Annotated in this window: 22 protein-coding genes and 1 riboswitch; of the genes, 20 read left to right on the top strand and 2 right to left on the bottom strand. The window is 51.3% G+C overall.

Annotation, left to right across the window (positions count from 1 at the left end; translation table 11 throughout):
- Positions 1–83: 83 nt before the first annotated feature.
- The gene (locus WMO41_RS06460; protein WP_349229037.1) at positions 84–734 is read left to right on the top strand and encodes an HAD family hydrolase; all 651 of its coding nucleotides are present in this window, start codon (positions 84–86) and stop codon (positions 732–734) included.
- Positions 735–807: 73 nt separating this feature from the next.
- Here WMO41_RS06460 and WMO41_RS06455 read toward each other — a convergent pair whose 3' ends face one another.
- Together WMO41_RS06455 and pyrB are read right to left on the bottom strand one after the other, a co-directional pair.
- Positions 808–1,242: an aspartate carbamoyltransferase regulatory subunit gene (locus WMO41_RS06455; protein ID WP_118733166.1), complete on the bottom strand. Its 435-nt coding sequence runs from the start codon at positions 1,240–1,242 to the stop codon at positions 808–810.
- A complete protein-coding gene (gene pyrB, locus WMO41_RS06450) occupies positions 1,236–2,159 on the bottom strand; it encodes an aspartate carbamoyltransferase (protein ID WP_349229036.1) in 924 nt (307 codons plus the stop codon). Before pyrB ends, WMO41_RS06455 begins: the two co-directional genes overlap by 7 nt.
- Positions 2,160–2,438: 279 nt before the next feature.
- Here pyrB and WMO41_RS06445 point away from each other — a divergent pair, with 279 nt between their 5' ends.
- From WMO41_RS06445 to WMO41_RS06355, 19 genes are all read left to right on the top strand, one after another.
- Positions 2,439–3,191 carry an ABC transporter ATP-binding protein gene (locus WMO41_RS06445; RefSeq protein WP_349229035.1) on the top strand — a complete coding sequence of 251 codons (753 nt, stop codon included), beginning with the start codon at positions 2,439–2,441 and terminating at the stop codon, positions 3,189–3,191.
- Entirely contained in the window at positions 3,188–5,035 is a 1,848-nt protein-coding gene (locus WMO41_RS06440; RefSeq protein WP_349229034.1) for a COG1361 S-layer family protein, read from the top strand. The genes WMO41_RS06445 and WMO41_RS06440 overlap by 4 nt, the downstream gene beginning before the upstream one ends.
- Positions 5,036–5,038: 3 nt before the next feature.
- The gene (locus WMO41_RS06435; RefSeq protein WP_349229033.1) at positions 5,039–6,376 is read left to right on the top strand and encodes an ABC transporter permease; all 1,338 of its coding nucleotides are present in this window, start codon (positions 5,039–5,041) and stop codon (positions 6,374–6,376) included.
- A 111-nt stretch (positions 6,377–6,487) separates the two neighbouring features.
- Positions 6,488–6,571: riboswitch (ZMP/ZTP riboswitch) on the top strand.
- Positions 6,572–6,668: 97 nt separating this feature from the next.
- Complete coding sequence (locus WMO41_RS06430; protein ID WP_177292401.1) at positions 6,669–7,382, top strand: IMP cyclohydrolase; 714 nt, start codon at positions 6,669–6,671, stop codon at positions 7,380–7,382.
- Between the two features lie 19 nt (positions 7,383–7,401).
- Positions 7,402–8,580, top strand: a complete 1,179-nt coding sequence (locus WMO41_RS06425) for a phosphoribosylaminoimidazolecarboxamide formyltransferase (RefSeq protein WP_349229032.1) — start codon at positions 7,402–7,404, stop codon at positions 8,578–8,580.
- 61 nt (positions 8,581–8,641) lie between these two features.
- Entirely contained in the window at positions 8,642–9,241 is a 600-nt protein-coding gene (gene thrH / locus WMO41_RS06420) for a bifunctional phosphoserine phosphatase/homoserine phosphotransferase ThrH (protein ID WP_349229031.1), read from the top strand.
- 177 nt (positions 9,242–9,418) lie between these two features.
- Complete coding sequence (locus WMO41_RS06415) at positions 9,419–11,098, top strand: GspE/PulE family protein (RefSeq protein WP_349229030.1); 1,680 nt, start codon at positions 9,419–9,421, stop codon at positions 11,096–11,098.
- A 21-nt stretch (positions 11,099–11,119) separates the two neighbouring features.
- Positions 11,120–12,175 carry a type IV pilus twitching motility protein PilT gene (locus tag WMO41_RS06410; RefSeq protein ID WP_349229029.1) on the top strand — a complete coding sequence of 352 codons (1,056 nt, stop codon included), beginning with the start codon at positions 11,120–11,122 and terminating at the stop codon, positions 12,173–12,175.
- A gap of 275 nt (positions 12,176–12,450) precedes the next feature.
- Positions 12,451–13,668 (top strand): type II secretion system F family protein, encoded by a 1,218-nt coding sequence (locus WMO41_RS06405; RefSeq protein ID WP_349229028.1) that lies wholly within the window; start codon positions 12,451–12,453, stop codon positions 13,666–13,668.
- A gap of 104 nt (positions 13,669–13,772) precedes the next feature.
- On the top strand, positions 13,773–14,207 hold the full coding sequence (locus WMO41_RS06400; protein WP_349229027.1) for a type IV pilin protein: 435 nt from the start codon (positions 13,773–13,775) through the stop codon (positions 14,205–14,207).
- Between the two features lie 133 nt (positions 14,208–14,340).
- On the top strand, positions 14,341–14,898 hold the full coding sequence (locus WMO41_RS06395) for a prepilin-type N-terminal cleavage/methylation domain-containing protein (RefSeq protein ID WP_349229026.1): 558 nt from the start codon (positions 14,341–14,343) through the stop codon (positions 14,896–14,898).
- Positions 14,899–14,961: 63 nt separating this feature from the next.
- Positions 14,962–15,738, top strand: coding sequence for a prepilin peptidase (locus WMO41_RS06390; protein WP_349229025.1), 777 nt, complete (start codon positions 14,962–14,964; stop codon positions 15,736–15,738).
- A gap of 22 nt (positions 15,739–15,760) precedes the next feature.
- Positions 15,761–16,771, top strand: coding sequence for a pilus assembly protein PilM (gene pilM, locus WMO41_RS06385; RefSeq protein WP_349229024.1), 1,011 nt, complete (start codon positions 15,761–15,763; stop codon positions 16,769–16,771).
- 12 nt (positions 16,772–16,783) lie between these two features.
- Entirely contained in the window at positions 16,784–17,416 is a 633-nt protein-coding gene (locus WMO41_RS06380; protein ID WP_349229023.1) for a hypothetical protein, read from the top strand.
- Positions 17,413–18,108, top strand: coding sequence for a hypothetical protein (locus tag WMO41_RS06375; RefSeq protein WP_349229022.1), 696 nt, complete (start codon positions 17,413–17,415; stop codon positions 18,106–18,108). Before WMO41_RS06380 ends, WMO41_RS06375 begins: the two co-directional genes overlap by 4 nt.
- A gap of 3 nt (positions 18,109–18,111) precedes the next feature.
- Positions 18,112–18,903, top strand: a complete 792-nt coding sequence (locus WMO41_RS06370) for a hypothetical protein (RefSeq protein ID WP_349229021.1) — start codon at positions 18,112–18,114, stop codon at positions 18,901–18,903.
- Positions 18,903–19,316: a hypothetical protein gene (locus WMO41_RS06365; RefSeq protein ID WP_349229020.1), complete on the top strand. Its 414-nt coding sequence runs from the start codon at positions 18,903–18,905 to the stop codon at positions 19,314–19,316. Before WMO41_RS06370 ends, WMO41_RS06365 begins: the two co-directional genes overlap by 1 nt.
- A gap of 23 nt (positions 19,317–19,339) precedes the next feature.
- Positions 19,340–19,927, top strand: a complete 588-nt coding sequence (locus WMO41_RS06360) for a PulJ/GspJ family protein (RefSeq protein ID WP_349229019.1) — start codon at positions 19,340–19,342, stop codon at positions 19,925–19,927.
- The gene (locus tag WMO41_RS06355; protein WP_349229018.1) at positions 19,924–24,381 is read left to right on the top strand and encodes a type II secretion system protein; all 4,458 of its coding nucleotides are present in this window, start codon (positions 19,924–19,926) and stop codon (positions 24,379–24,381) included. Before WMO41_RS06360 ends, WMO41_RS06355 begins: the two co-directional genes overlap by 4 nt.
- The last annotated feature ends 413 nt before the right edge of the window (positions 24,382–24,794 follow it).

Below are 24,794 nucleotides of genomic sequence, written 5' to 3'. Positions count from 1 at the left end.
TGCTGTCTTATAAAACAGGAATAGGCAGACGCGTGTTTTTCTGATATACTGAAACAATGATTTGCAATAAAAAGGAGCATGAAATGAAAAAATATCTGTTTTTTGATTTGGACGGAACCCTCACCGATTCCGCGGAGGGCATCACCAATTCTGTGGCTTATGTACTGGCACGTTACGGAATCAAAGTGGAAGATAAGAGCAGTCTGAATGTGTTCGTAGGCCCGCCGCTGGTGGAAAGCTTTATGAAATACTATGGATTTGACCGGGAAAAGGCGAAAGCATCCGTAGGCATCTACCGGGAGTACTTTGAGGATAAGGGCATGTTTGAGAATGCGGTTTATCCGGGCATTCCGGAACTTCTGGACGGTCTTAGAAAAGACGGATATAAGCTCTATGTGGCAACCTCCAAGCCGGAGCAGTACTCCGTGAAAATTCTGGAGCATTTCGGCCTGGCAGAGTATTTTGAGATGATCGGCGGTGCCGACATGAATGAGACCAGAGTTCACAAAGGAGACGTGATCCGTTACGTTATGGAAAGCTGCGGTCTTATCAATCCGGATGAGATTGTTATGGTCGGAGACCGCGAAAACGACATGAACGGCGCAAAGCAGAACCATATGGACAGCGTCGGTGTCCTTTACGGCTACGGAAGCCGCGAAGAACTGGAAAATGCCGGTGCCGGACATATTGCGGAAACGGTAGAGGAACTGGGAAAGGTTCTGCGGTATCTGTAAAACAAAAGGAGCATGACCCAAATCATCATTCGTTGATTCAGACCATGCTCCTTTTACATTTCAAAAAATGAATTTATTTGGACTTTCCGTATTTCTCCTCGCAGTACATGCAGCGGTAAGTCTCGGTCTTCTCATCTGCCAGATAGAAGATGTGCGGCAGCTCCTGCTCGATGGAGGTGATGCAGCGCGGATTCTTGCAGCGGATCACGTTGGTGATCTTTTTCGGCAGCTTCAGCGCTTTCTTCTCGGTAATCTTGTTGTCACGGATGACATTGACCGTGATGTTGTGGTCGATGTAGCCCAGAACGTCCAGGTCGATGTTATCGATCGGGCCCTCTACTTTGATGATGTCCTTGCGGCCCATCTTGTTGCTTCGCGCGTTCTTGATGATGGCTACCTGACAGTCGGTGAGACGGTCAAGACCAAGGTGATAGTAAATGTCAAGGCTCTTACCAGCCTGAATGTGATCCAGAACAACGCCTTCCTGTAATCCACTAATATTTAACATGGTTTTTCCACCTCCAGTAAAGTCATGATCAGAGCCATACGAACATATACACCGTACTGAGCCTGTCTGAAATAAGCAGCTCTCGGGTCATCATCCACCTCGGTGGAGATTTCGTTTACACGCGGGAGCGGATGCAGCACGTACATATCTTCCTTGGCGAGGTCCATTTTTGCTTTGTCCAGAATGTAGCTGTCTTTTAAGCGGATGTAATCCTCCTCGTTGAAGAAACGCTCTTTCTGAACACGGGTCATGTAGAGGATGTCAAGCTCCGGGATAGCGGCATCCAGGTTGGAAACTTCCTTAAACTCAATGCCCTTTGCGCGGAGTACATCTTCGCGGATATATTCCGGAACCTTTAACTCGTCCGGGGAAATGAGTACGAAACGGACATTCGGATAGCGGACCATAGCGTTGATCAGGGAATGAACGGTACGGCCGAATTTTAAGTCACCGCAAAGACCGATGGTTAAGTTGTCCAGGCGGCCCTTTAAGGAGCGGATGGTCATTAAGTCGGTCAGGGTCTGGGTCGGATGCTGATGACCGCCGTCGCCTGCGTTGATAACCGGGATCTGGGAGTGCATGGAAGCAACCAGCGCGGAACCCTCTTTCGGATGACGCATAGCAGCGATATCTGCGTAGCAGGAAATCATGCGGATGGTATCTGCAACACTCTCACCTTTTGCTGCGGAGCTGGAATTGGCCGAAGAAAAACCAAGTACGCTACCACCTAAGCTTAACATAGCGGATTCAAAGCTAAGACGGGTTCTTGTACTTGGTTCATAGAAAAGAGTAGCCAGTTTTTTGCCATCACAAACGTGAGCATATTTTTTGAGGTTGTGTTCGATATCAGATGCCAGTGTCAGTAACTCGTTGGTCTCTTCAACGGAAAAATCCAACGGATTCAACAAATGTCTCATAACGTATCTCCTTTGCTTTTTCTCTGGCGGCCCAAACTTCTGGCCGCAGGTCTTAGGACATTATAGCGGAAAACATGTTAGATTACCAGTCCCTTTTTTAGAAAATATTTCATAAAAATTAGCGGGATCTAACGGTTATTTTTTGGATAATTTTTTCCCGGGGTCACGTAATGAATCTGTAAGGAAGATTAAGAAAAAGCGGATATCTTAAATGACAGGTTCATGGTATGATGTGCATGAACAGACAGGAATGCCTGACAAAGGGAGAAGAACAATTTCATGGAAGAGAAGAAAACACCTGTCATCCGGGTGAAAAACTTATATAAAATTTATCAGGTGGGGACAAACAAGGTCTATGCCTTAAACGGTGTGGATTTCACCATGTACAAGGGAGAGTTTTGTGCTATAGTCGGTCCGTCCGGCTCCGGCAAGTCCACGCTTCTGAATATGCTGGCCGGTCTGGAAAAGCCAACAAAGGGCGAGATCATCATAGCCGGAAAGCACATGGAGCGGATGGATGAGAACCAGCTGGTGCAGTTTCGGCGGGAGAACGTGGGCTTTATCTTCCAGTCCTATAACCTGCTGAAAACACTAAATGCGGTGGAGAACGTGGCACTGCCTCTTTCCTTCCGCGGTGTGCCGAAGAAGATCCGCAACGCGAAAGCGGAGGAATATTTAAAGCTGGTTGGTCTGGAAAAACAGATGAAGCATATGGCCAACGCCATGTCCGGCGGCCAGCAGCAGCGTGTGGGTATCGCAAGGGCACTGGTGGTAAATCCCAAGATCATCTTCGCGGATGAGCCGACGGGAAACCTGGACTCCAAAACTACCATGGAAGTGCTAAAGCTCATGCAGCGCATTGTGCGGGAACAGCAGCAGACCCTGGTTATGGTTACCCATGATAACTACATTGCCGGGTTTGCGGACCGGCAGTTCCACATCGTGGACGGAAAGATTTTAAAAATCGAGGAAAAGAAAAAAGAAACGGAAGAAGCAGGAAACGATGCTTTGAAAAGAGGAGAAGAGTCATGAAAAAAATGAGATGGAAGCGATTTGCGGCCTTTGCGCTGGCCGTGATGCTGTTTGCGGGCGCGGTACCGGTGGCAGAGCCGGTGCAGGCGTACGCGTCGGAGGTGTCAGTATATTCCGATAAGATTCAGCGCGGAAAAACAGGAAAATCCATGACGCTGAGCTTTACGATCAAAAATACCAGCGGAAGTGAGATCAAAGACGCAAAGATTGCCTTTGACACCAGCGGCGGCGAAATCTGGGATGACGACGAGGAAGACCGCCAGTATGGCTATTCCTTTCCATTTGAGGTGACCGGAAAGCTGAACGATACGGACCACCCAAAGGGAATCGGGAATATTTCTGATGGAAAAGAGAAAAAGGTATCCCTGACCGGTACGGTGCGCCGGGATCTGTCAGAGGGCTATTATAAAGTTCCAGTAGTTGTCATGAGCAAAGACGGAGGCTGGATCGGGCAGGAGGATCTGCGCGTCTGGATTACCAAATCCACCTCCACAGACGACGATGACGACGACACCAACAAGACTTATGATTTTGTTCTGGGCGAAGGCCAGGACGCGCCCCGGGGCGCTTACCCGGAAGTGATGAATTTCTCCATCGGCCTGCGCAACAACAGTCCGGCTACGGTGTACAACGTGAAGGCCAGTATGGTTCTGGACGCAGACAGCACCAAGTTCCCGTTCGAGATCAACGATGCCAACTACGACCGGATGTTTGAAAAGATCGCGGTGGATGAGACGGTGCAGCTGGATTACAGCTTCGCCATCCGCAAGGACTCCTACACGGGGTATTACCCGATTGCCATGAAGATATACTATTCGGACAGTTCCACCGGCGAGGAGTTAAAGACCTTTGAGACTTCCTTCTTTGTACATATTGTAAGCAAGCCGACCAAGGATGATTACGACGAGTTCAACGAGCACGACCGCACCAAGGCCCGTCTCATCATTGACGGTTATACCACGGATCCGGAGACGATTGTGGCAGGAGAAAGCTTCAATCTGCTTCTGACGGTGAAAAACGCATCCAGCAGTGTGTCTGCTTCCGATATTCTGCTGACCATGGAGTCGGAAAAGGTTTCTGACAGTCCGGTATTTACCACAGAATCCGGTTCCAGTTCCACGGCCATCAGTTCCCTGGGAGCGGGTGCCACCGCCCAGGTGAGCTTCCGCATGAGTTCCCGGCCCGGAGTAGACCAGCGCTCCTACGGCATTACCATCAAGGCAAACTACGACAGCCCGGAGTTTAAGAACGCAGAGGATAGCATGTCGGTGGATATCCCGGTGAAGCAGATTCCGCGCCTGAATACCGGAACCTTTGAGGTGATGCCGGATTCCATTAACGTGGGCGAGGAGTCTAACGTCATGTTCGGCATCAACAACACCGGTAAGGTGACTCTGTATAACGTGATGGCGCGTTTTGAGGCAGACTCCATCCAGACAACCGATACCTACGTCGGCAATATCAAGTCCGGAGAGACCGGCAATGTGGACTGCATGGTAACCGGTGCGGCACCCACTGCGGATGATGGCAAGGTGAAGGTTATCATTTCCTATGAAGATGAAAATGGTGAGGTGTCGGAGGTAGAAAAAGAGCTGACGCTCTATGTCAGTGAACCGGCTCCGGACATGGACGATATGGACATGAGCGGCTATGACGAAATGCCACAGGAAGAGCCGGGACCGCTGCAGAAATATGGAAAGGTGATTCTGGCTGCAGTTGTGATCGTTGGGGCAGCCGTGGGTGGAACCATATTTATGAAACACAGAAAACGAAAGAAAGACGCTGCGTTGCTGGCCACTGAGGACGAAGTGAGCGAAGAGATGGATGATAAAGAGGAAAAATAGACGATGAAATTTGTGGATCTGCTGGCCATGAGCCTGAAAAATTTAAGCAGAAGAAAACTGAGGACCGCACTGACGGTCCTTGGCGTCGTGATCGGCACGGCATCCATCGTGGTCATGGTTTCCCTCGGCATCGGTCTCAGTGAAATGAACCGGGAACTGATTTCCTCCTTCGGAAGCCTGACCGAGATCAATGTGGAAAATCCCTATAGCGGGGACAGCTCCAAAGATCCCCTGTACCTGACGGAAGATGTGGTAAAGCAGATGAAACGCCTCCCTTATGTAACGGATGTGTACCCGATGCTACAGGTGAATGTGCTGCTGCAGCAGGGCAAATATTCCAGCAATGTTACGTTAAATGGCGCACCCTATGAATACCTGAAAAAGATTCCACTGGGACAGGGAAAGCTTTCAGATCCATCGGATAAGGAACTGAAACTGATCTACGGAAATGCCATGATCCAGTGGTTCACGGATTCCAAAGGGAACAATACCTACTGGGAGACCGGTCAGCTGCCAGATGTGGATTTTATGGGTAAGCCCATGTTTGCCATTTTTGATACGGACACTTATTACCAGTCCCAGGGCGGAGGAGAAGATGCCCCGAAACCGCCGAAAAAGTATCTGATCAAGGCAGACGGTGTGGTGGAAGGCGGTGTGGATGATTACAACAGTTATGCCTACAATGTGTATACAAGACTTGACCTTCTGGAAACCCAGTTGAAGAAAATCTTCAAAAAGCGCGCGATTCCGGGCCAGCCGACCAATAAAAAAGGAAAGCCCTACCGGTATCTCATTTACAATTCCTGCATCGTGAACGTAGATGATGTGGAGCATGTGGAGACCGTGCAGAAGAAACTCACCGACATGGGCTTTCAGGCTTCCAGCAACGCGGACTGGATGAAGCAGTCCGAACAGCAGTCCAACATGATTCAGGCCGTGCTTGGCGGCATTGGCGCGGTATCCCTGTTTGTAGCCGCCATCGGCATTGCCAACACCATGATGATGTCCATCTACGAGCGCACAAAGGAGATTGGCATCATCAAGGTACTGGGCTGTGACATGAAGGTGATCCGCAACATGTTTCTGCTGGAATCCGGCTTTATCGGATTTATGGGCGGCGTTATGGGTCTGCTTTTCAGCGAAGGGGTGTCCTTTGCCATCAATCACCTGCTGAATGTCGGCCAGGCTATGACCGGAATGAGCGGGAATATCTCCCGGATTCCGCTGTGGCTGGCAGCAGCTTCCCTGGCCTTTGCCGTGTTCATCGGCATGGCCGCCGGATTCTTCCCGGCCCTGCGTGCCATGAAGTTAAGTCCGCTGGCAGCAATCCGCAACGAGTAACAGTTGTTTGAACATGGCGCAAGCTGCAATTTGTCAGTCGGAAACAATGCGTAAACAAAGTACGTACAGCAAAAAATACTTGCATTTTCTGACAGAATCCGCTATCCTGTATACAGAGCGTGCGACTGGCGGAAAAAGTGGGGAACCACGGGGGAGCACGTAGGTTAAGAATTGCCGGCCGCCTGGGCACCATGTTTTTGTGGTACTCAGGCGGCCTTTTTTAGACTCATTCAGACTGCAAAACATGGAAACAGTGAGAACCATCAATGTTTATTCATAGGAGGAATCAGCAATGAAACAGTTATCCCTGCAGGAAGAGTTACAGGCAAACGCGTACCCGGGAAGAGGAATCGTCATCGGTAAAACACCGGACGGAACCAAAGCAGTGACTGCTTACTTCATCATGGGACGCAGCGAGAACAGCCGCAACCGTGTGTTTGTGGAAGATGGGGAGGGCATCCGCACCCAGGCCTTTGACCCGAGCAAGCTGACCGATCCGAGCCTGATTATTTACGCTCCGGTCCGGGTTCTTGGTAACAAGACCATTGTGACCAACGGCGATCAGACCGACACCATCTACGAGGGCATGGACAAACAGCTCACCTTTGAGCAGTCCCTCAGAAGCCGTGAGTTTGAGCCGGACGCGCCGAACTACACTCCTCGTATTTCCGGCATTCTTCATATGGAAAACGGACGTTACAACTACGCCATGTCCATCTTAAAGAGCAACAACGGCAACCCGGATGCCTGCAACCGCTACACCTTCGCTTACGAGAATCCGGTGGCTGGAGAGGGCCATTTCATCCACACCTACATGCACGACGGCAATCCGCTCCCGAGCTTTGAGGGCGAGCCGAAGCTGGTCGGCATTCTGGATGACATGGACGCATTCACCGACATGCTGTGGAACAGCTTAAACCCGGACAACAAGGTTTCTCTGTTTGTGCGCTACATTGATATCGCAACCGGCGCATACGAGACAAAGATCGTGAATAAAAACAAATAAGGGAAAGGGAGATACGAAGATGAACGAGATGGAATTAAAATATGGCTGTAACCCGAATCAGAAACCGGCAAGAGTTTTCATGCACAACGACAAGGATCTTCCGTTTCAGGTTTTAAGCGGAAGACCTGGTTATATCAACCTCTTAGATGCTTTCAATGGCTGGCAGTTAGTCCGTGAATTAAAAAAAGCTACAGGACTTCCGGCAGCAGCTTCCTTTAAGCACGTTTCTCCGGCCGGGGCAGCAGTGGGTCTGCCGCTTTCCGAGACTCTGGCAAAGATTTACTGGGTAGACGATATGGGAGAACTTTCCCCACTGGCCAGCGCCTATGCGAGAGCCCGCGGCGCAGACCGTATGTCCTCCTTCGGAGATTTTATTTCCCTGTCCGATGTCTGTGATGTTTCCACCGCAAAGCTCATCAAGCGTGAGGTATCCGACGGTGTCATTGCGCCGGGATATGAGCCGGAGGCACTGGAAATCTTAAAAGAGAAGAAAAAAGGCAATTACTGTGTGATCCAGATCAATCCGGATTACGAGCCGGAGCCAATTGAGCGCAAGCAGGTGTTTGGTGTGGTATTCGAGCAGGGCAGAAACAACCTGGATATCAACAAAGAGATGCTGGCTAATGTCGTAACCGAGAATAAGGAAATCCCGGATCAGGCAAAGATCGATCTGGTGATCTCCCTCATCACCTTAAAATACACCCAGTCCAACTCTGTCTGCTATGCAAAGGACGGTCAGGCCATTGGCATCGGCGCAGGCCAGCAGTCCCGCGTACACTGCACCAGACTGGCAGGCCAGAAGGCAGACAACTGGTTTTTACGCCAGGCTCCGCAGGTGCTGAACCTGCAGTTCGTGGACGGTATCAAGCGTGCGGACCGCGACAACGCCATTGACGTTTACATTGGCGACGAGTACATGGATGTGCTGGCAGATGGCGTATGGGAGAAGACCTTTAAGGTAAAACCGCCGGTATTCACCAAGGAGGAGAAGCGTGCATGGCTGGATCAGATGACCGATGTGGCACTGGGATCCGACGCTTTCTTCCCGTTCGGTGACAATATCGAGCGCGCACATAAGAGCGGCGTGAAATACATTGCGCAGCCGGGCGGTTCCGTTCGCGATGACAACGTGATCGAGACCTGCAACAAATACAACATGGCGATGGCCTTCACCGGCATCCGCCTGTTCCACCACTAAAAAAGCATGGAAACTCCTGCGTTCTGGTGGATTACGAAAACATGAATTGGAGGATGAAAAGATGTTTATTACCTGTTTGGACCTGGAAGGAGTTTTAGTACCGGAAATCTGGATCGCGTTCGCGGAGGCCAGCGGCATCCCGGAGTTAAAGCGCACCACCCGCGATGAGCCGGACTACGATAAGCTGATGAAATGGCGCCTTGGCATTTTAAAGGAGCACGGACTCGGATTAAAAGAGATCCAGGAGACCATCGAGAAGATTGACCCGATGCCGGGGGCAAGAGAGTTCTTAGACGAGCTTCGGGAGCTGGGACAGGTAATCATCATCAGTGACACCTTCACCCAGTTCGCAAAGCCGCTTATGAAAAAGCTGGGCTGGCCGACTATTTTCTGCAACGAGCTGGAAGTAGCGGAGGACGGCGAGATCACCGGATTTAAGATGCGCATTGAGCAGTCCAAGCTCAGCACCGTCAAGGCGCTGCAGTCCATCGGCTTTGAGACCATTGCCAGCGGCGACAGCTACAACGACCTTGGCATGATCCGCGCCAGCAAGGCCGGCTTCCTCTTTAAGAGCACCGACCAGATCAAAAACGACAACCCGGATCTCCCGGCGTATGAGACCTATGATGAGCTGCTGGCAGCGATTAAGGCAGCGGTGTAAAACAGAACAGAAACGATAATAGACAGCGCGGCGAAAAACAGCCGCGCTGTTTTTCTGCACGCATTTTCTGCCGGAAAAGATTCAAAAAGCCGGAAAAATGTGCTATGCTCATATCAGACTTGCCGCTGCAACCGCATTTTGCAGACAGCAGCGGGATTTTTTGAAGGAGAAGAACATATGCGTACAAAACGATTAGGCGATATGCTTCTGGAGCTTGGGCTGATCACACAGGATCAGTTAAAGGAAGCCCTGGAATTCCAGTCCAAGGAGAAAGAGCGTCTGGGAACGATTCTGATCAAACATAATTTCATTACGGAGGGACAGCTCATTGACGCCCTGCGCATGCAGCTTGGTATCGATTACATTGACTTAACCAAGATCGACATTGCGCCGGAGATGTCCCAGTATGTGCCGAAGAACCTGGCGAAACGCATGAACGTAGTTCCGGTGCGCATCTCCAAAGACCAGCTGTTTCTGGCCATGGCAGACCCGCTGAACTTCATGGCCATTGAGGAGGCACAGCGTACTTCCAGGAAGCGCATTGTGCCGATGATCGCTTCGGAACCGGCGGTAAAGCGTGCCATCAACGTCCTCTACGGCAATGAGGGCGCAGCTCAGGCTATGGCCCAGATCCGCGCGGAGAGTGCGGCCACCCAGGAGCAGGAAGCGGCGAGAACCCAGGAAAATCAGGAAAATGCCACTCCGATGGTGCGCCTGGTCAATTCCATCATTGAGCGTGCCTACTCCGAGAACGCCTCCGATATCCATTTTGAGCCGAACGAGGAGGAAATGGTGGTCCGCATGCGTATTGACGGACAGCTGCACCGCATCATGACTATTCCGGGAGAACTGAAGGACTCTGTCATTTCCCGTTTGAAAATTATGTCCCGCCTGGATATCGTGGAAAAACGAATTCCCCAGGATGGCCGTGCCGTACTTCCCATGAAGGGCACCGACCTGGATATGCGAACCTCCACACTGCCGACCATCTACGGCGAGAAGGTAGTTATCCGAATCCTGCGCCGCAACGAAGAATCCTTAAACCGCCGCGGCATTGGCATTCCGCCACTGGAGGACGCGAAGATTGACAAGCTGCTGGGATTGACCTCCGGCGTCATCATGATCGTGGGTCCGACGGGTTCTGGTAAATCCTCCACCATGTACACCCTGGTGCGCGAACTTCTTTCCGACCGCACCAACCTGATCACACTGGAGGATCCGGTGGAGTATCACATCAAGGGGGCGACCCAGGTACAGATCAATGAGAAGGTCGGACTGACCTTTGCCTCCGGCCTGCGCTCCATCTTGCGTCAGGACCCGGATATCATCTGCGTCGGTGAGATCCGTGACGGCGAGACCGCTGAGATCGCCATGCGCGCGGCTATGACCGGACACCTCGTCATCACCACGGTGCATACGGAAGATGCCATTTCCGCAATTGACCGCCTGCGCGACATGGGTGTGCCGCCGTATCTGATCGCGGCAGGCCTGCGTGGCGTCATTTCCCAGCGCCTCCTGCGCCGCATTTGTCCAAGCTGCAAGCAGGAGATCGTGCCGCCGAAGAAGGCTCTGGAACTGGCCGGGCTGCCGGATATTCCGGGCCAGAAATACTGGCAGGGCGCCGGATGCGACCAGTGCTTCCGCTCCGGCTACCGGGGACGAATCGGTGTGTTTGAGGTCATGACCATTCAGGAAGGCCTGCGCCGCTGTATTCTGGAGGGAGCGGACCGCCGTAGGTTTATGGAGACAGCAAAGCAGGAGAGCGGCTATGTGCCCATGTCGGAGCACGCCGCAAAGCTGGTGGAGAACGGAACCACTACGGTGGATGAGATGATCCGCACCTTAACAACACTGTAAGCGGAAATGGAAAGGAATCCTATGTATAATATAGAAGATTTGATTGGAATGGCAGCAGGGGAAGGCGCGTCGGATGTGCATCTGATCGCGGGCCTTCCGCCCAAATGCCGCATTGACGGACAGGTTATGACTCTGACCGAGGGCGTATTGTCCCATGAGGACTGCGAGGAGTACGGCCGTCAGCTGGCGGGAGAACATTTAAAAAGAATAGCAGAGATCGGACAGCTGGATTTTTCTGCCACCATCGCAGGGCGGCGCATCCGAATCAACCTGTTCCGCCAGCAGGGCTCCGTGTCCGCGGCGCTTCGAATCTTAAGCAACACGATTCCGCAGCTGGAGGATCTGGGGCTGCCCCAGGCGGTGCGCCAGTTTTCCCGCTGGAACAAGGGCATTGTGCTGGTGACCGGTGAGACCGGAAGCGGTAAATCCACCACGCTGGCGGCAATTCTGGACGAGATCAACCGCAACCGCCCGCTGCATATCATCACCCTGGAGGATCCGATCGAGTATGTATACACGCCGCAGCGTGCCATCATCAACCAGAGAGAGGTGGGGATGGACGTGGAAGATTATGAACACGGACTGTACGCGGCGCTCCGGGAAGACCCGGATGTTATTCTCATCGGAGAGATGCGAAGCCCGGAGACCATTGAGACGGCGCTGATGGCAGCGGAGACCGGCCATCTGGTATTCTCCACCATTCACACCAATTCCGCGGTGGACAGCATTGACCGAATCGTGGGCGTGTTCCCGGAGAACAAGCAGCCCCAGATCCGCCTGCAGCTGTCCATGACTCTGCGTGCCGTGCTGGCTCAGCAGCTGGTGCCGAGAGCTACAGGCCGTGGCCGCGCCGCCGCCTGCGAGCTCATGATGATTACGCCGCCCATCAGAAATCTGATCCGCGATGGCAAGACCCCGCAGATGCAGAGCTATCTGCTATCCGGAGCGAAGGATGGTTCCGTAACGATGGATCATTTCCTGCTGGAGCTGGCAAACAAGGGAATCATTATGCCGGAGACCGCGGTGGAGGCAGCGGATGACCCGGGCGAGATGAGCAAAAGTTTAATGATGTTTTAGAAGTGAGCAGAATCCTGCCATTTTGGATGGGGTTCTGCTTTTTTCCTTTTATACAGCGGAATGATATGAGTGGTTGCGGAAAATTTGCAAGTCTTTTTTCTTTTTTGCGGCAGTTTTTGTCATGAAAAATGTATTTTTTTTAGTACAATCCATACAGCACCTGATGCTTTTCTTTACAAACAATTCTGCTGATGTTAAGATTACGTTACAGAGTGCTAAAAGCTCTTGTGATTCTCATAAAGTTTTGGTAATGTTAGGGTTTGGAGGAAAAAACAATGCCGAATTTTTCATATCGGGCGCTCGGCCGGGACGGGAAAGAAGTCCGCGGAGTGCTTCAGGCAGAAAATCAGACAGCGGCTGCATCCCGAATCCGTGACAATTACCCGGTACTCTTAAGTATCAGCCGTCAGGCCGAGAAAAAGAAAACTGCTAATATCCTGGAAACGGAGATTGGAAATAAAAAAATCAGTGCCAAGAACCTCTCTATTTTGTGTTCCCAGTTTGCCATTACGCTTCGTTCCGGTATGTCCGTGGCAAGAGCCATGCAGATGCTGGCCGGGCAGTGCAGCGACAAGCGGCTGCGCAAGGTTATGGAAGAAGCTGGGAAAGAGGTTGCTGCGGGCAGCACCGTAGCGGCTGCGCTGGAACAATATCAGGAGCGGTTTCCATTAACCTTTATTGAGACGATCCGTGCGGGAGAGCAGTCCGGTACGCTGGACAAGTCCTTCGACCGCTTATACAAGTTTTACGACAAGGCTTACAAGACCACCGAAAAAATCAAAGGCGCCCTGACCTACCCGATGTTTGTCATTGCCATAGCGGTGGTGGTAGTCATTGTGGTTATGGCCAAGGTGATTCCGACACTGGCCGATGTATTCGCGGATCTGGGCGGAGAGCTTCCGCTGATCACCCGAATGCTCATCGGTACCTCAGATTTCTTCGCAAAGTGGTGGATTCTGATGCTGGCCGTGCTGCTGGGACTGAAACTTCTTTCCGCAACCTACAGCAGAACGGAAAACGGCAAGATTCAGAAAGCACAGCTTGCGTTAAAGCTTCCGCTGATCGGAACCATCAACCGGATGAACGCGGCAGCTCAGTTCGCAAACACCATGTCGGTGCTTCTGGCAGCCGGTATCACGCTGGATCAGGCCATAGACACCACAGCCAAGGTCATGGACAATGCGTTATTCCAAACCGAAGTCCGTTCCATGAAGGAAGGCATTGAACAGGGCCGGACCCTTTCCGACTGTCTGAGAGGCAAACCGTGCTTCCCACAGACCATGATCGACATGTGCGCCGTGGGAGAGGAAACCGGTGAGCTGGAAGAAACCCTGGAGAACGTGGCTGACTATTACACCAACGAGGCTGACTACCGGGTGCAACGACTCTTAGCCATGCTGGAGCCGACACTGCTGGTGCTGCTGTCCATCTTTGCGGGAATCATTGTCATATCCATTTATCTGCCAATCTTCACCATGTACGATCTGATGTAAGGTCCGGGAGTGTGAGTGGGAGCGTTACAGCAAAGGAAACAGAATGATACGGGACGCAGAAGTCCCGTTCAGAAATAAAAAGTTTACAAAGGAGTATGATTTTTATGAAGAACTTACTGAAGAAGTTCCGTGAGAACAAAAAAGGTTTTACCCTGGCAGAGCTGCTGGTAGTAGTAGCAATCGTAGGTATTCTGGTTGCAATCTCTATTCCGGTGTTTACCTCTCAGCTGGGTAAGGCAAGAAAGGCAACTAACCAGGCAAACATGCGAGCTGCGAAGGCAGCAGCAGTTGCACAGTATATGACTGATGGTGAAACTGGTCAAAAATACTATGAGTACGATTTAAACAATGGAATTGCAAAGTCCATTGTTAAACTTAATCTTACCGATGCAAATGTAAAAACCATTGACGAAGCGGACGATGATAAACGTTATACAGAAATCGAGGTTTCTGTTAAGGCATCTACTGTAGAATCCAATAACAATACAGGTGTTGATACTACTAAGGATGATGGTAGTGTAGTTATTTATGTAAAATAATTCTGAAACCACATACAGTGGATGAGAGGATGGGGTTTCCCATCCTCTCTTTACTATATGGAAAAAAGATGCCCGGTTTTGCTCAATAAGAGTGTAGTAGATTACCATAGAATCTGATTACAAGGGGGAAAACATGAGAGAAAAATTATCGAAGTTAAATAAATCTGGTTTTACATTGGCGGAACTCCTTGTGGTGGTTGCTATTATAGGCGTTTTGGTGGCAGTCAGCATTCCGATATTTACAGCACAGCGGAGAAAGGCCATCATTGCGGCCAACAAAGCCAACATCCGTGCGGCGAGAGCAGCGGTTGTGGCGGCTCTATACGATGACACCTCGAAACTGGACATGACCACCGTCAAAAACGATACGGATGTTTCCTATTTTGTATATGACGTAAAGTCCGGAGCAATCGAGATCGGTGCATCCGGAAAAGGCTTTAACAATGCTACTTACACATACGATGGAAAAACGCAGAATTTCAACGCCTGGGGAAGATACTTCAGTGATCAGGCGAAAACGAAGGTCTGTGATAAGATTATCATCTATGTAGGAAACGCGAAGGACATGACGGAAAGAAACAGCGCGATGATACAGACCGCGCCTTATTATACCGATGCGGATGAGATTGGATATAAGGGCTCCAACAGCAATCCTTTTGGTCCGAACGCAGGTTCCAGCAGCGCTTCTTAAGGGTTACATAGAAGAAACAGGTATAGAAGAAAACGACTGGAAGAATAAGGAAGGAGAACTGCAATGTTACATATCAGCACTGGTTTCACCATCTACATGCTCGCAGTAACCTTCCTCCTTGGCACCTGCCTCGGCAGCTTCTCAGCCTGTCTGGCTTCGCGCCTGCTTACCGGGGAGTCAGCCCTTTCGGGGCGGTCTCATTGTGACAGCTGCGGGCATGTGCTGGGGGCGGCGGATCTGGTTCCGCTGCTTTCCTGGCTTTTCTTAAAGGGCCGCTGCCGCTACTGCGGCGCGAAGGTTCCGGCAGAGTGCTTTTTCACGGAGCTTCTGGCGGGAGTTGGCTGCTGCCTGGTGGTGTACCGCTATGATATTTCCGTGCTCAGTCTGCGGGGAATCCTGCTCGGAGTTATTCTTCTGACCATGAGTCTCACGGATCTGCACCGCTACATCATCCCGGACCGGCTGCAGCTTGCGGGCTGTCTGGTATTTCTGGTGACAGTCTGGTTTCTGCCAGATCCGCTGCGTGTGCTTCTGCGTGGTCTGCTTCTGGGAACAGCGCTGGCAGGCGGTATGCTGCTCTTATCCCTTCTGTTTGACAAGCTGACCGGAAAGGAAAGCCTGGGCGGCGGGGATATCAAACTGTTTTTTATGACCGGGCTTTATCTGGGTTCCGCCTGGGAAATTTTGTTTTATCTGATCTTAAGCTGCCTTCTGGGGCTTGTGTTTGCGCTTTTCTATAAGAAGAAACGCATTCCGTTCGGCCCTGCTATTGCGGCAGCCTGCTTTTTTATGGTATTATATGGGCGAATTGTGACTGAATGGTACACAGGTCTGTTTTAAATAATGATATGGAGTATATCAGATGAAAAATTGTTTGGGTATTGAAATTGGACATTACCGCGTGAAAATTGCGTACATGGAGCGGGGCGAGCTGAAAAAATACATTTCAGAGCGCATCGATTCCGCATATTACACAGATATGAAGCCTTACGCGGAGTTTATACAGGACGTTTTGCGGGAGCATGACATCCGCTGTCGGCATGTGGTGTTTGTACTGCAGCAGGATGATACATACGTCAAACGGTTCCACCTTCCGCTGATGACCGTGGACCAGTTAAAGCTGAACCTTCCTTATGAATTTCAGGATTACATCGGCAACCAGATTGAGGAATATCAGTTTGACTATGGTGTGATCGAGCGGACAGAGGAGTCCCTGGATATTCTGGCAGCGGCCTGCAGAAAGGAACTCTGTCAGCAGTTCCAGAAGCTGGCAAAGATGGCGCATTTAAAGCTGGTCGGTCTGGTCCCGGCTGTGGTCGGCCTGGAGCGTATTCTGGAGCAGGCGCAGATGAAACAGGCCGATGAGGAAGAGCATCAAAAGGAAGAGAACGCACAGGAAGAAAAAAAAGATTACGCCGTACTGGATCTGGGAACCAAGGCACTGCGCATTCATTTCTTTAAGAACGGCATTTACGACATCACCCGGACCATGGAGCCGGGCTGTGAGGAGATTGAACTGATCCGACGCGGAGACAAGGAAAAGGTCGAAGAGCTGGGCATTGAAGTGGACGAGTCCTTCTGGAACGCGGACAGCCGCCGGGAGATGGACAAAATCCTGAAAGACCGCTACCGTACCATCGCCGTACAGGCCATGCGAGTCTTAAACTTCTACAGCTTCAACAACGCGAACAATACCATCGACAGCTTCTATTACTGCGGAGGCGGCGCCCGCTACAAGGCGCTCATCGATACCATAAGTGACACTCTGGACATTCCGGTAAAGAGCATCGGAACGCTGCTTCCGGAGGTTTCCGAGGAGACTATGCCAGACTGGATCGACAGTCCGCAGACTTATGGCGTATTGTTTGGGTAAGGAGGAAGAAACGTGTCTGATTTAAAATCCATCGCGAAGATGCAGATCGGCGGTCCAAAATATCCGGACAAAAAGCGCATCAATCTGTATCAGCGTGAGTTCAAAAAGAGTAAGATCGCGGCACAGCTTCTGTGTTTTGCCGTATTTATGGTTGCGGTGCATTTCTTCGTGTTGTTTGGCGTGAGGAAACCGTTGCAGGAAGCAGAGAGCGCGGAACTGACCTATCAGAGAATGGAAAAACAGCTGGAAAGCATTCAGCGTGCCAACAACATTTTGCCGGAGGTTCAGGCGGAATATGCCCACTATGGCAATTCCTGGCAGAGTGACGAGGAGCGGGCAATTCCGGACCGCCTGCAGATGCTTGCAACTTTAAAGAATACCATTTTCCCGCTGTGCAAGACCATCGATTCTGTTTCCATCACGGCGGAAGAGATGGACATTTCCTGTGTACTGCCGCGGGGAACGGTGCTTTCTGAGCTGATCGGGCAGATTGAGCAGGATGGTGCCGTGTATTACGTGACAGCTTCCCTGGAAAACGTGGGAGGAGATGAGACGCAGACTTCGGCGCTGGCTCTGACGAAGGAAGCGGAGGCAGACATTACGGTATATTTCTATAAACCAGGAGAGAGTGGGGAAGAACAATGAAATCCATCTTAAGTTATGTGCTGACGTGCAGGGAAAAGATTGCGATTCTGGTGATTGTCGCGCTGCTTCTTCTTGGAGGCTGGTACGGATTCATTTACCGTCCGATCCAGGAGCGGATCGCGGCGGCTGATACCACAGAGCTGGAGAGCCAGATGGAGTTAGAGCAGATGCGCGCGGCAAAGATCAAAACCATGAAGGCAGAGATTGCGGATAACAAGGCCGCTGGCGTGCCGGAGGTGCCGTCCTACAACAATTTCAAGAAGGAACTGGATGAGTTAAACCGCATTTTCGGACGCGCCTATGATTTCAATTTCCAGTTTTCCGAGCCGGAGGAGGACGGAACGACCCTTCGCCGCAACATTGCCATTTCCTTCACCGCGGACAATTATGACAATGCGGTGGAGATGATGAGTGAAATTCTGAACGGGCCATGCCGCAGTCTGGTTCACGATGTGGCAGTCAGCAGTGAATCCCTGACGAACGCGGACCATAATCCGAATATCAAGAGCGGCCGGGTTTCCGTTTCCTTTGCCATGACCTACATTGAGACGGAGTACGGGGCAGAGAATTTAAACGGAATCACGGAAAAACAGGAGCCCGAGAAGCAGCAGGGCGGTCTGGCGAACGCAGATCTCTCCAGCCTGTCCCGTTCCGAGCTTGAGACCGCTGCAGAGGCCGTTCTCGGAGAATAATACATGAAAAAATTGACAGAAACATTAAAGAAGGAAGACGGCGCCAGTCTGGTGGCTGCGATCCTGTTTTTTGTACTGTGCGGAGTCGGGGCATCGGTGATCCTGGCTTCCGCTTCGGCTTCGGCCGGGAAGATGCAGCAGGTTCCGGCAGCAGACCAGAAACGGTTTGCCGTGGAGTCGACTGCTGCTTTTTTACGTGACGAACTGACCCGCGCGGAGAATATCGTGAAGATCAAAGAGGTTATGATTGAGTGGTCGAACAGTGGCGAGATCGAAGATACCCTGGACTATTATTATGTAGGGCAGGAAAAGAAAGAAAATCAGGAGTCTTCCTGGGTTCGCTTCTCAGACACAGACCCTTCGGTTCTGGATAATATGATCCGATATTTTGACAATCCGCTGACTGACCGGGAAAATGCTTCTGGCGTGGGTGATAAAACGGATCAGGAGACAACCATTCCGGTTTCCGTGGAACAAAGTGAGGGGACAGAGACCGTTCCGGTAACTGCGCTGGAAACCTCCGTGCAGCTTTCCATGGATGCGGATTACCGCATTACGGCGGTGATTTCCGATGCGGCAACGGATGCGGATCATCCGGAAGACCTGTGCCAGAGAAAACTTACAGTTCCGGCACAGGTGCAGGAAGATGTCGATGTGGAAGTAGAAGAACACGAAGAGACGGATGACGAGGGTAATGTGACCGATTCGTGGACAAAAACCACAACCACACGCCGGACCACCATCCGCTGGGAACGCGGCACTATAGAGAAAATCCATCCGGAGGAGGGAACGTGATGAAGCAGAAGTTTTTCAGGATCCGGCAGAAGCTGGGGGCCAAAAAGGCGGAAACGCTGGCGGAACTTCTGGTCTCCGTTCTGGTTATTTCCCTTGGCCTGACCATGTTCGCCACGGCTCTGATGTCGGCGCGGCGCATGATCCAGAGGGGGAACACCGTGTTTCAGGATTATTACGCGGGTCGCAATCTGCTGGAAGACCAGGCCGGTGAGGCAGAAGATGGCACTGCGGAGCTTGTTCTGGAACATGAAACCTCTTCCTGGAATCTTGCTGCCCCGGAGGGAAGCAGGGACGCCGGACATACGAAAAAGGGCCGGTATCAGGTACAGCTTTATTCAGAAGTGATCAGAGGCTCAGAGGCGGAAGATGCCGCAAACACCGAAAAAAATTACCGCTACCGGCGGATGAATTAAAAGAGAACGCAAGTGTACAGAACATGGAGAAAAGAAAAATGCGCAGAGAATTCCGGGACCACGGAATAGATAATTGCATAAAACAGCGCCTGTCCTCGGAAAGCGGCATGACGCTGACCGAAATGCTGGCAGCCGTATTAATCCTGGCCATGACGGCGGTGTCGATTGGAGGCGGTGTGGTGGCTGTGAAGGATGCCTACCGCAAGACACAGGAAAAATCGGAGGCCCGGCAGGTACTTGCCATGACGGCGGAACTTTTGACCGATGAACTGTCCGGGGCGTTGGATGAGCAGGACAGTGGAACGGACGGCTGGGAATTCCAGAGCGGTCAGAATAATGTGTGGCTTCATCTGGAATCCGATCCGGAGCTTGGCATCTGTCGTGTTTATGAGGGCGCGGATTCCAAAGTGCCGCTTCTGTCATCAGCAGCTATGGGCAATCTCTTTTACACAGATTTCGACAGCTATATTTATTCGGACGGCTGTTTTACCGTGAAAGATCTGGCGGTCTATTATAAGACAGAAGACGGAAGCAAAGAGGACCGTGTGGCGGCGGCATCGCTGGAAAAACTGACGGTGCGGGCTGTAAATCTGGAGGATAACGAGGAATGAACGACACAGCAATCAGGCAGAAAAAGAGAAAGGGCGGGTTTACACTGGCGGAATTTCTGGTGGTCATTGCCATCATCATGATTCTGGCCGGTGTTTCTTTTGTTGCGGCCATCCGTTACCAGAGCAGGCTCCGCAGGCTGGAGATGGACCAGACTGCCAAAGAGATATTCCTGGCGGCCCAGAACCAGCTCAGCCTTTCCATGGCAGAGGGGACCTTTGAACGGCTGTTAGACCAGGCTGGGGAATCCGGCGCGGAAGAAAAACTTGGCATTTTGTTTCAGGCAGAAGGGCAGGATGGCATATACTGTGTCCTGTATCAACCCGGGGAGGCGGAACGCTGCGGCGAAATCCGAAACCGTCTCCTGCCGTTTGGCTCCATTGACGAGACCGTGCGGACAGACGGAAGCTACCTGATTTTCTATGAGCCGGGAAACGGTGCGGTGCGTGCCGTCTGGTATTCGGACCGCTACGTATTTGTGGAGGGTGATATTGAGAGTACCCTGCTATCCGAGGCTGCCGCAGACCCGGAAAAACGGGAACATTACACGGGTATGAACGATGCCTTTGCGGGACATGGACAGCCGGTGGGATATTATGGCGGGGATTCTGCGAAGAATCCGTCTATTGATCCGGACTCCGCGCTGGAAACACCGGATCTCACGATTGTGAATGCCGGTATGCTGTATGCTTATGTCGGTGATCCGAATATGGGAAAGACGGTTGGAAATTCTTCCTCCTATCAGATCCGCTTATATTTGGAAGGACTTTCCAGCGGCGCAAAGGGCTGGATAAATCTGCGAAACTCCGGCAGCCGGGTACAGGCGCAGCTGCTGTCAGGCGGATACCGGGTCATTTTAGATGATCTCACTACGGAAAACCAGCATTTCGCGGACCTGAATAAAGTGGGCAGCATTGTAAATTTTGAGGATACCAGACGCCTGATTCCGGGAGAAGACATCCGCCTGTATGTCCAGGCTTTTCTGGATGGAAAAGCCGGTTCCACAGTGACCAGTGCTTCCAGGCAGGAGAACAGCCTGTTTGAGGGAAAGCGCACGGATAAGGTGCTGATCGGTAATATCCGCCATCTGGAGAATTTGGATTATCGGATTTCCGGCTTCAATCCGGTCAGTGATGGTTCTGAACTGGGACTTGAGCCGCAGACAGGAGGGGACGGAACGGCGCAGTACATGGCGCTGCAGCAGAAGCCGGTATCCTGGCCTGATTTTTGTTCCTCGATTAAGGAACTGAGTGGGAATGATACGCCTTCGGTTTATTATCGTGAAAATGGCAAAAAGACCGGGGCCGGTTTTTTTGCCCCGGTAGAACCGCAGTTTGCCTTACATTATAATGGAAACAGCTATTCCATTGCGAATATCCCGGTAAAGACTACCGGATCCCAGTCGGGCGGAGTGTTCGGCACGGTGAAAAAGGATCTGACAGTAAGCCGCCTGACCATAGCAGGAGCAGATATTACTTCGGCAGCAAGCGGCGGCGCGCTGATCGGTGCCGGAAGCGGCACGGATCTGAACATCACGGTAGATAATGTCATGATCCAGTATCCAATGGTGCTTTCAGTCACCAGAAAACAGGCAACCGACACAAAAGAGGTTGACGCTGGCGCGGTCATCGGAGATTTCAGCGGAAAAGCGCTCACCATCACCAAAACTATGGCGGCCAATACCTGGCGCTCGGGCTTTTCTGCCCAGGATGACCAGAGCACGGCGGCCGATCTTCCGGCAGAAACGGAGAAAACATACCGGATCCGCTCTGTTTACGGGATCGCAGGCGGCCTGATCGGTGCGGTGAACCAGGGTAGTGTTCAGATTTCCGACAGCGCGGCGGCGGTTTATGTGGATGCCCAGGATTACGCAGGCGGCCTGATCGGTGCGGCCCGCGGAACCCGCCCGGTGGATATTGACAACTGCTATGTGGGCGGTCATACGGCAAACGGAAAATTCCTGACTGATCCGCTTCCGGGGACAAACACCACAGATGCCTATGACCAGGTTCAGGGCCGTTTTAATATTGTATCCCGCGATAGCTACGCGGGCGGCCTGGCGGCTCTGCTCCCGGATTCCAGCACCATCAGCCATACCTATGTAGCGGCCTCTGTATACGGCAGACACTACGGCGATGTGGCAGTTCCAACAGAAGGAACAGACGGAAAGCTGACCATCCCGGAAGCAGGAGATGATCAGAAGCGGGCGGCATTTGTGGCTCTTTCCATCAGCCCGGCTTCCGCAATTTTACCGGGCGCTGCGGCAGATCAGGAGCAGTATTCCTATTGCTATACCGCTGCTATTGTCAATGGGCAGAAAGCAGTGGTCTATCCGGAAAGCCTGAAGTCATTTTTCGGAAAGGAATTGACCGAGGCAAACAAGGCTTACCCGTACGATAAAACTTTAGGCGCCGTCTACCCGATGCCGACCGTATTCCGCTTAAACAAGCAGGATCCATCCGCATCCACCGCAGGTCTCCCGGGCCTGAGCACCGTGCATGTGGGGGACTGGCAGGAGTTTAAAGAAGAGGAACCTCAGCCGACTACAGATGGACCGCACAATGGAAACCGCCTGTGGGTAGATTATCCACTGGAAATAACGGGGACAGACGTGAAGTACCTGACCTTTGCGGTGACAGGTAAGATCAGCGGGAAGACCATGTATTATGTAGTCAGAACGGACGCTTCCGGTTCTACCTATTACTTTACGAACTCCGGTGATCTGTCCGGAAATCTGACCTTCAAATCCATTGATCCGAAGGTGAACAATGAAAATGGCAAGCGGATTGAGCGGATTGTTGGTGAGGATGGCAAAGTGACAATTCGTCTGTATCTGGATGATCTGTCGTATCCGGCATCGTCCTATCAGAATCTGTGGGATAACGGATTGTCCGGAGATGACACGCAGACACTGGTGGCTGGCGAAGATGTGGATATTCGCCGTTATGAGGAAATTCGTACCTGGACTGAGGATGATGTTCCAATTACATGCAACAGTCTGTTTGCAAGTGTGGATAATAACAATGGCGTGTATACTGCGCATATTACCAATGCGAGACATCTGGTGAATCTGAATCTCTGCACAAACATGAAAACAAGCAACCGGAGATATATTCCGATTACTTATGCAGTTCAGGATGCAGACATCCTGTGGCAGGAGGATCCAGAACTTCAGAATGATGAGGTGGAAGATCCATACTGCAAAGAAATTTCAGAAGCTTATGGTGAGGTAAAACTCTATATGGGCAAATCTCCACAGGCAGAAAACAGTTCATTCTGGCCGATTGGAAATACCGATATGGTGAGCTACGAGGGAAATGGTCATGTGATCTCCAAACTGCTGGTAAAGGGGCTGACCTGGGGAAATGAAGGTGCAGGATTGTTCCAGAAAAGTCCGCATCTTACCATCAGCAATTTAAATTTGAAAGATCCTGATATGGAATCAAGTCAGGGGGCGGCAGCTGTGATTGCCAATGCGTGTGTATCCCAGTGGGGAAATGTATCCACAGGGGAGTATCTGCATCTGAAGAATGTTCATGTTTACGGTGATGACATGAGCATTCGTTCCAACAGCAATTCCGGAGGCATTGCCGCGCTTGTGGATGTCCATGATTTTACCATGGAAAATGTATCTGTATATGGAAGAAACGCACTGGCAGGAGGGATGATGAACGGCGGATACGGAGCCACAGGTGGTCTGGTGGGAAGTTTAAAGGCAGACAGTACCATGCAGATCACAAACTGCATGTTTTCCGGGTATGTAGATGGAACGAAGAAGCAGAAACCGACGGGCGGTCTGATCGGAGATCTGGAGCTTTCCGGATATTCTGGAACAGATCTGAACAAAGTGGCTATCTGGAACAGTTATGTGGCAGGACGAAACCATGCTTATCAGGGAACTGAGAGCAGTGTTTTCAACGACTCGCAGATCAATGTGGCTGGAGATGGCTATGTTGGCGGTCTGATTGGTTTGGGAAATGGACCGCTGCGTATTGTGAACAGCTTCAGTATGGCTGGTGTGCGGGCAGCGGGAACAGCAACTGGCGGCCTGATCGGCTGTCACCAGAATGCGGCCGGGCTGGAACTTATGCAAAGCTATTTTGGCGGAACCATAAAGAAAATGCCAGTATCCTGGAGAACCGGAATCCTGATCGGACAGACGACGGAGGGCTGGAATGAAACAGGTGGTGCGTTCCCTGGGATAATTCAGGATTGCGCATATATCTGGCGCAGTGAATTTGGCACCATGCAGGCGGTTGGCTCCGCATGGCCGGATGCGGATGCAGCCAAATGTATCCCTGGTGAAGCTTCCATGGAAGCCATTCTCCGCTATGCTACAGAAGCAGAACCGGCAACCTATCCGTATGATACGGCGTTAACCGGTTCCTACCCATACAAAATCTGGACCACCGAAAATAGCGTGAAAACCTACCGTGGTGACTGGATCACACAATAAACAACATAGAGGTCAGACAGATGAAAAATACTACTGTTTGACCTCTGTTTTTGTCAGAATTTCTCGATTTCCTTTCTATTAATGAAAAATTTTGCTATAATGTAACAAGAAACCAGTATGTTATTGGAAGGAACAGTTGTTTCATGAAAACGAAAGTAAGACGCCTGGTCATCGTTTTGGTGGTTGTGGCGTTATCTTTATTTCTGATTGTGACATGCTCCCACCACTTAGCTAACGCTTGAAGTGGGGGCTTCTCGTTCGATTGCCCGATAGGGCAAAGCATAAGCGAGCTATCCCCGTGTGTCCCACGGTTTAGAATGATATTGTTGGAATTTCGGTTGCAAAGATCAGGAAATTTTCTTTTCTATATCAGGCATCATTCCGGATATTCGAATCCCTTCTCTGCATATATT

Origin of the sequence: Ventrimonas faecis, from assembly GCF_040096075.1 — a bacterium.
In the GTDB taxonomy this organism is placed as follows: Bacteria; Bacillota; Clostridia; order Lachnospirales; family Lachnospiraceae; genus Brotaphodocola; species Brotaphodocola faecis.
The sequence above is the reverse complement of the archived record's forward strand: the minus strand, read 5'-3'. Positions and strand labels throughout refer to the sequence as shown.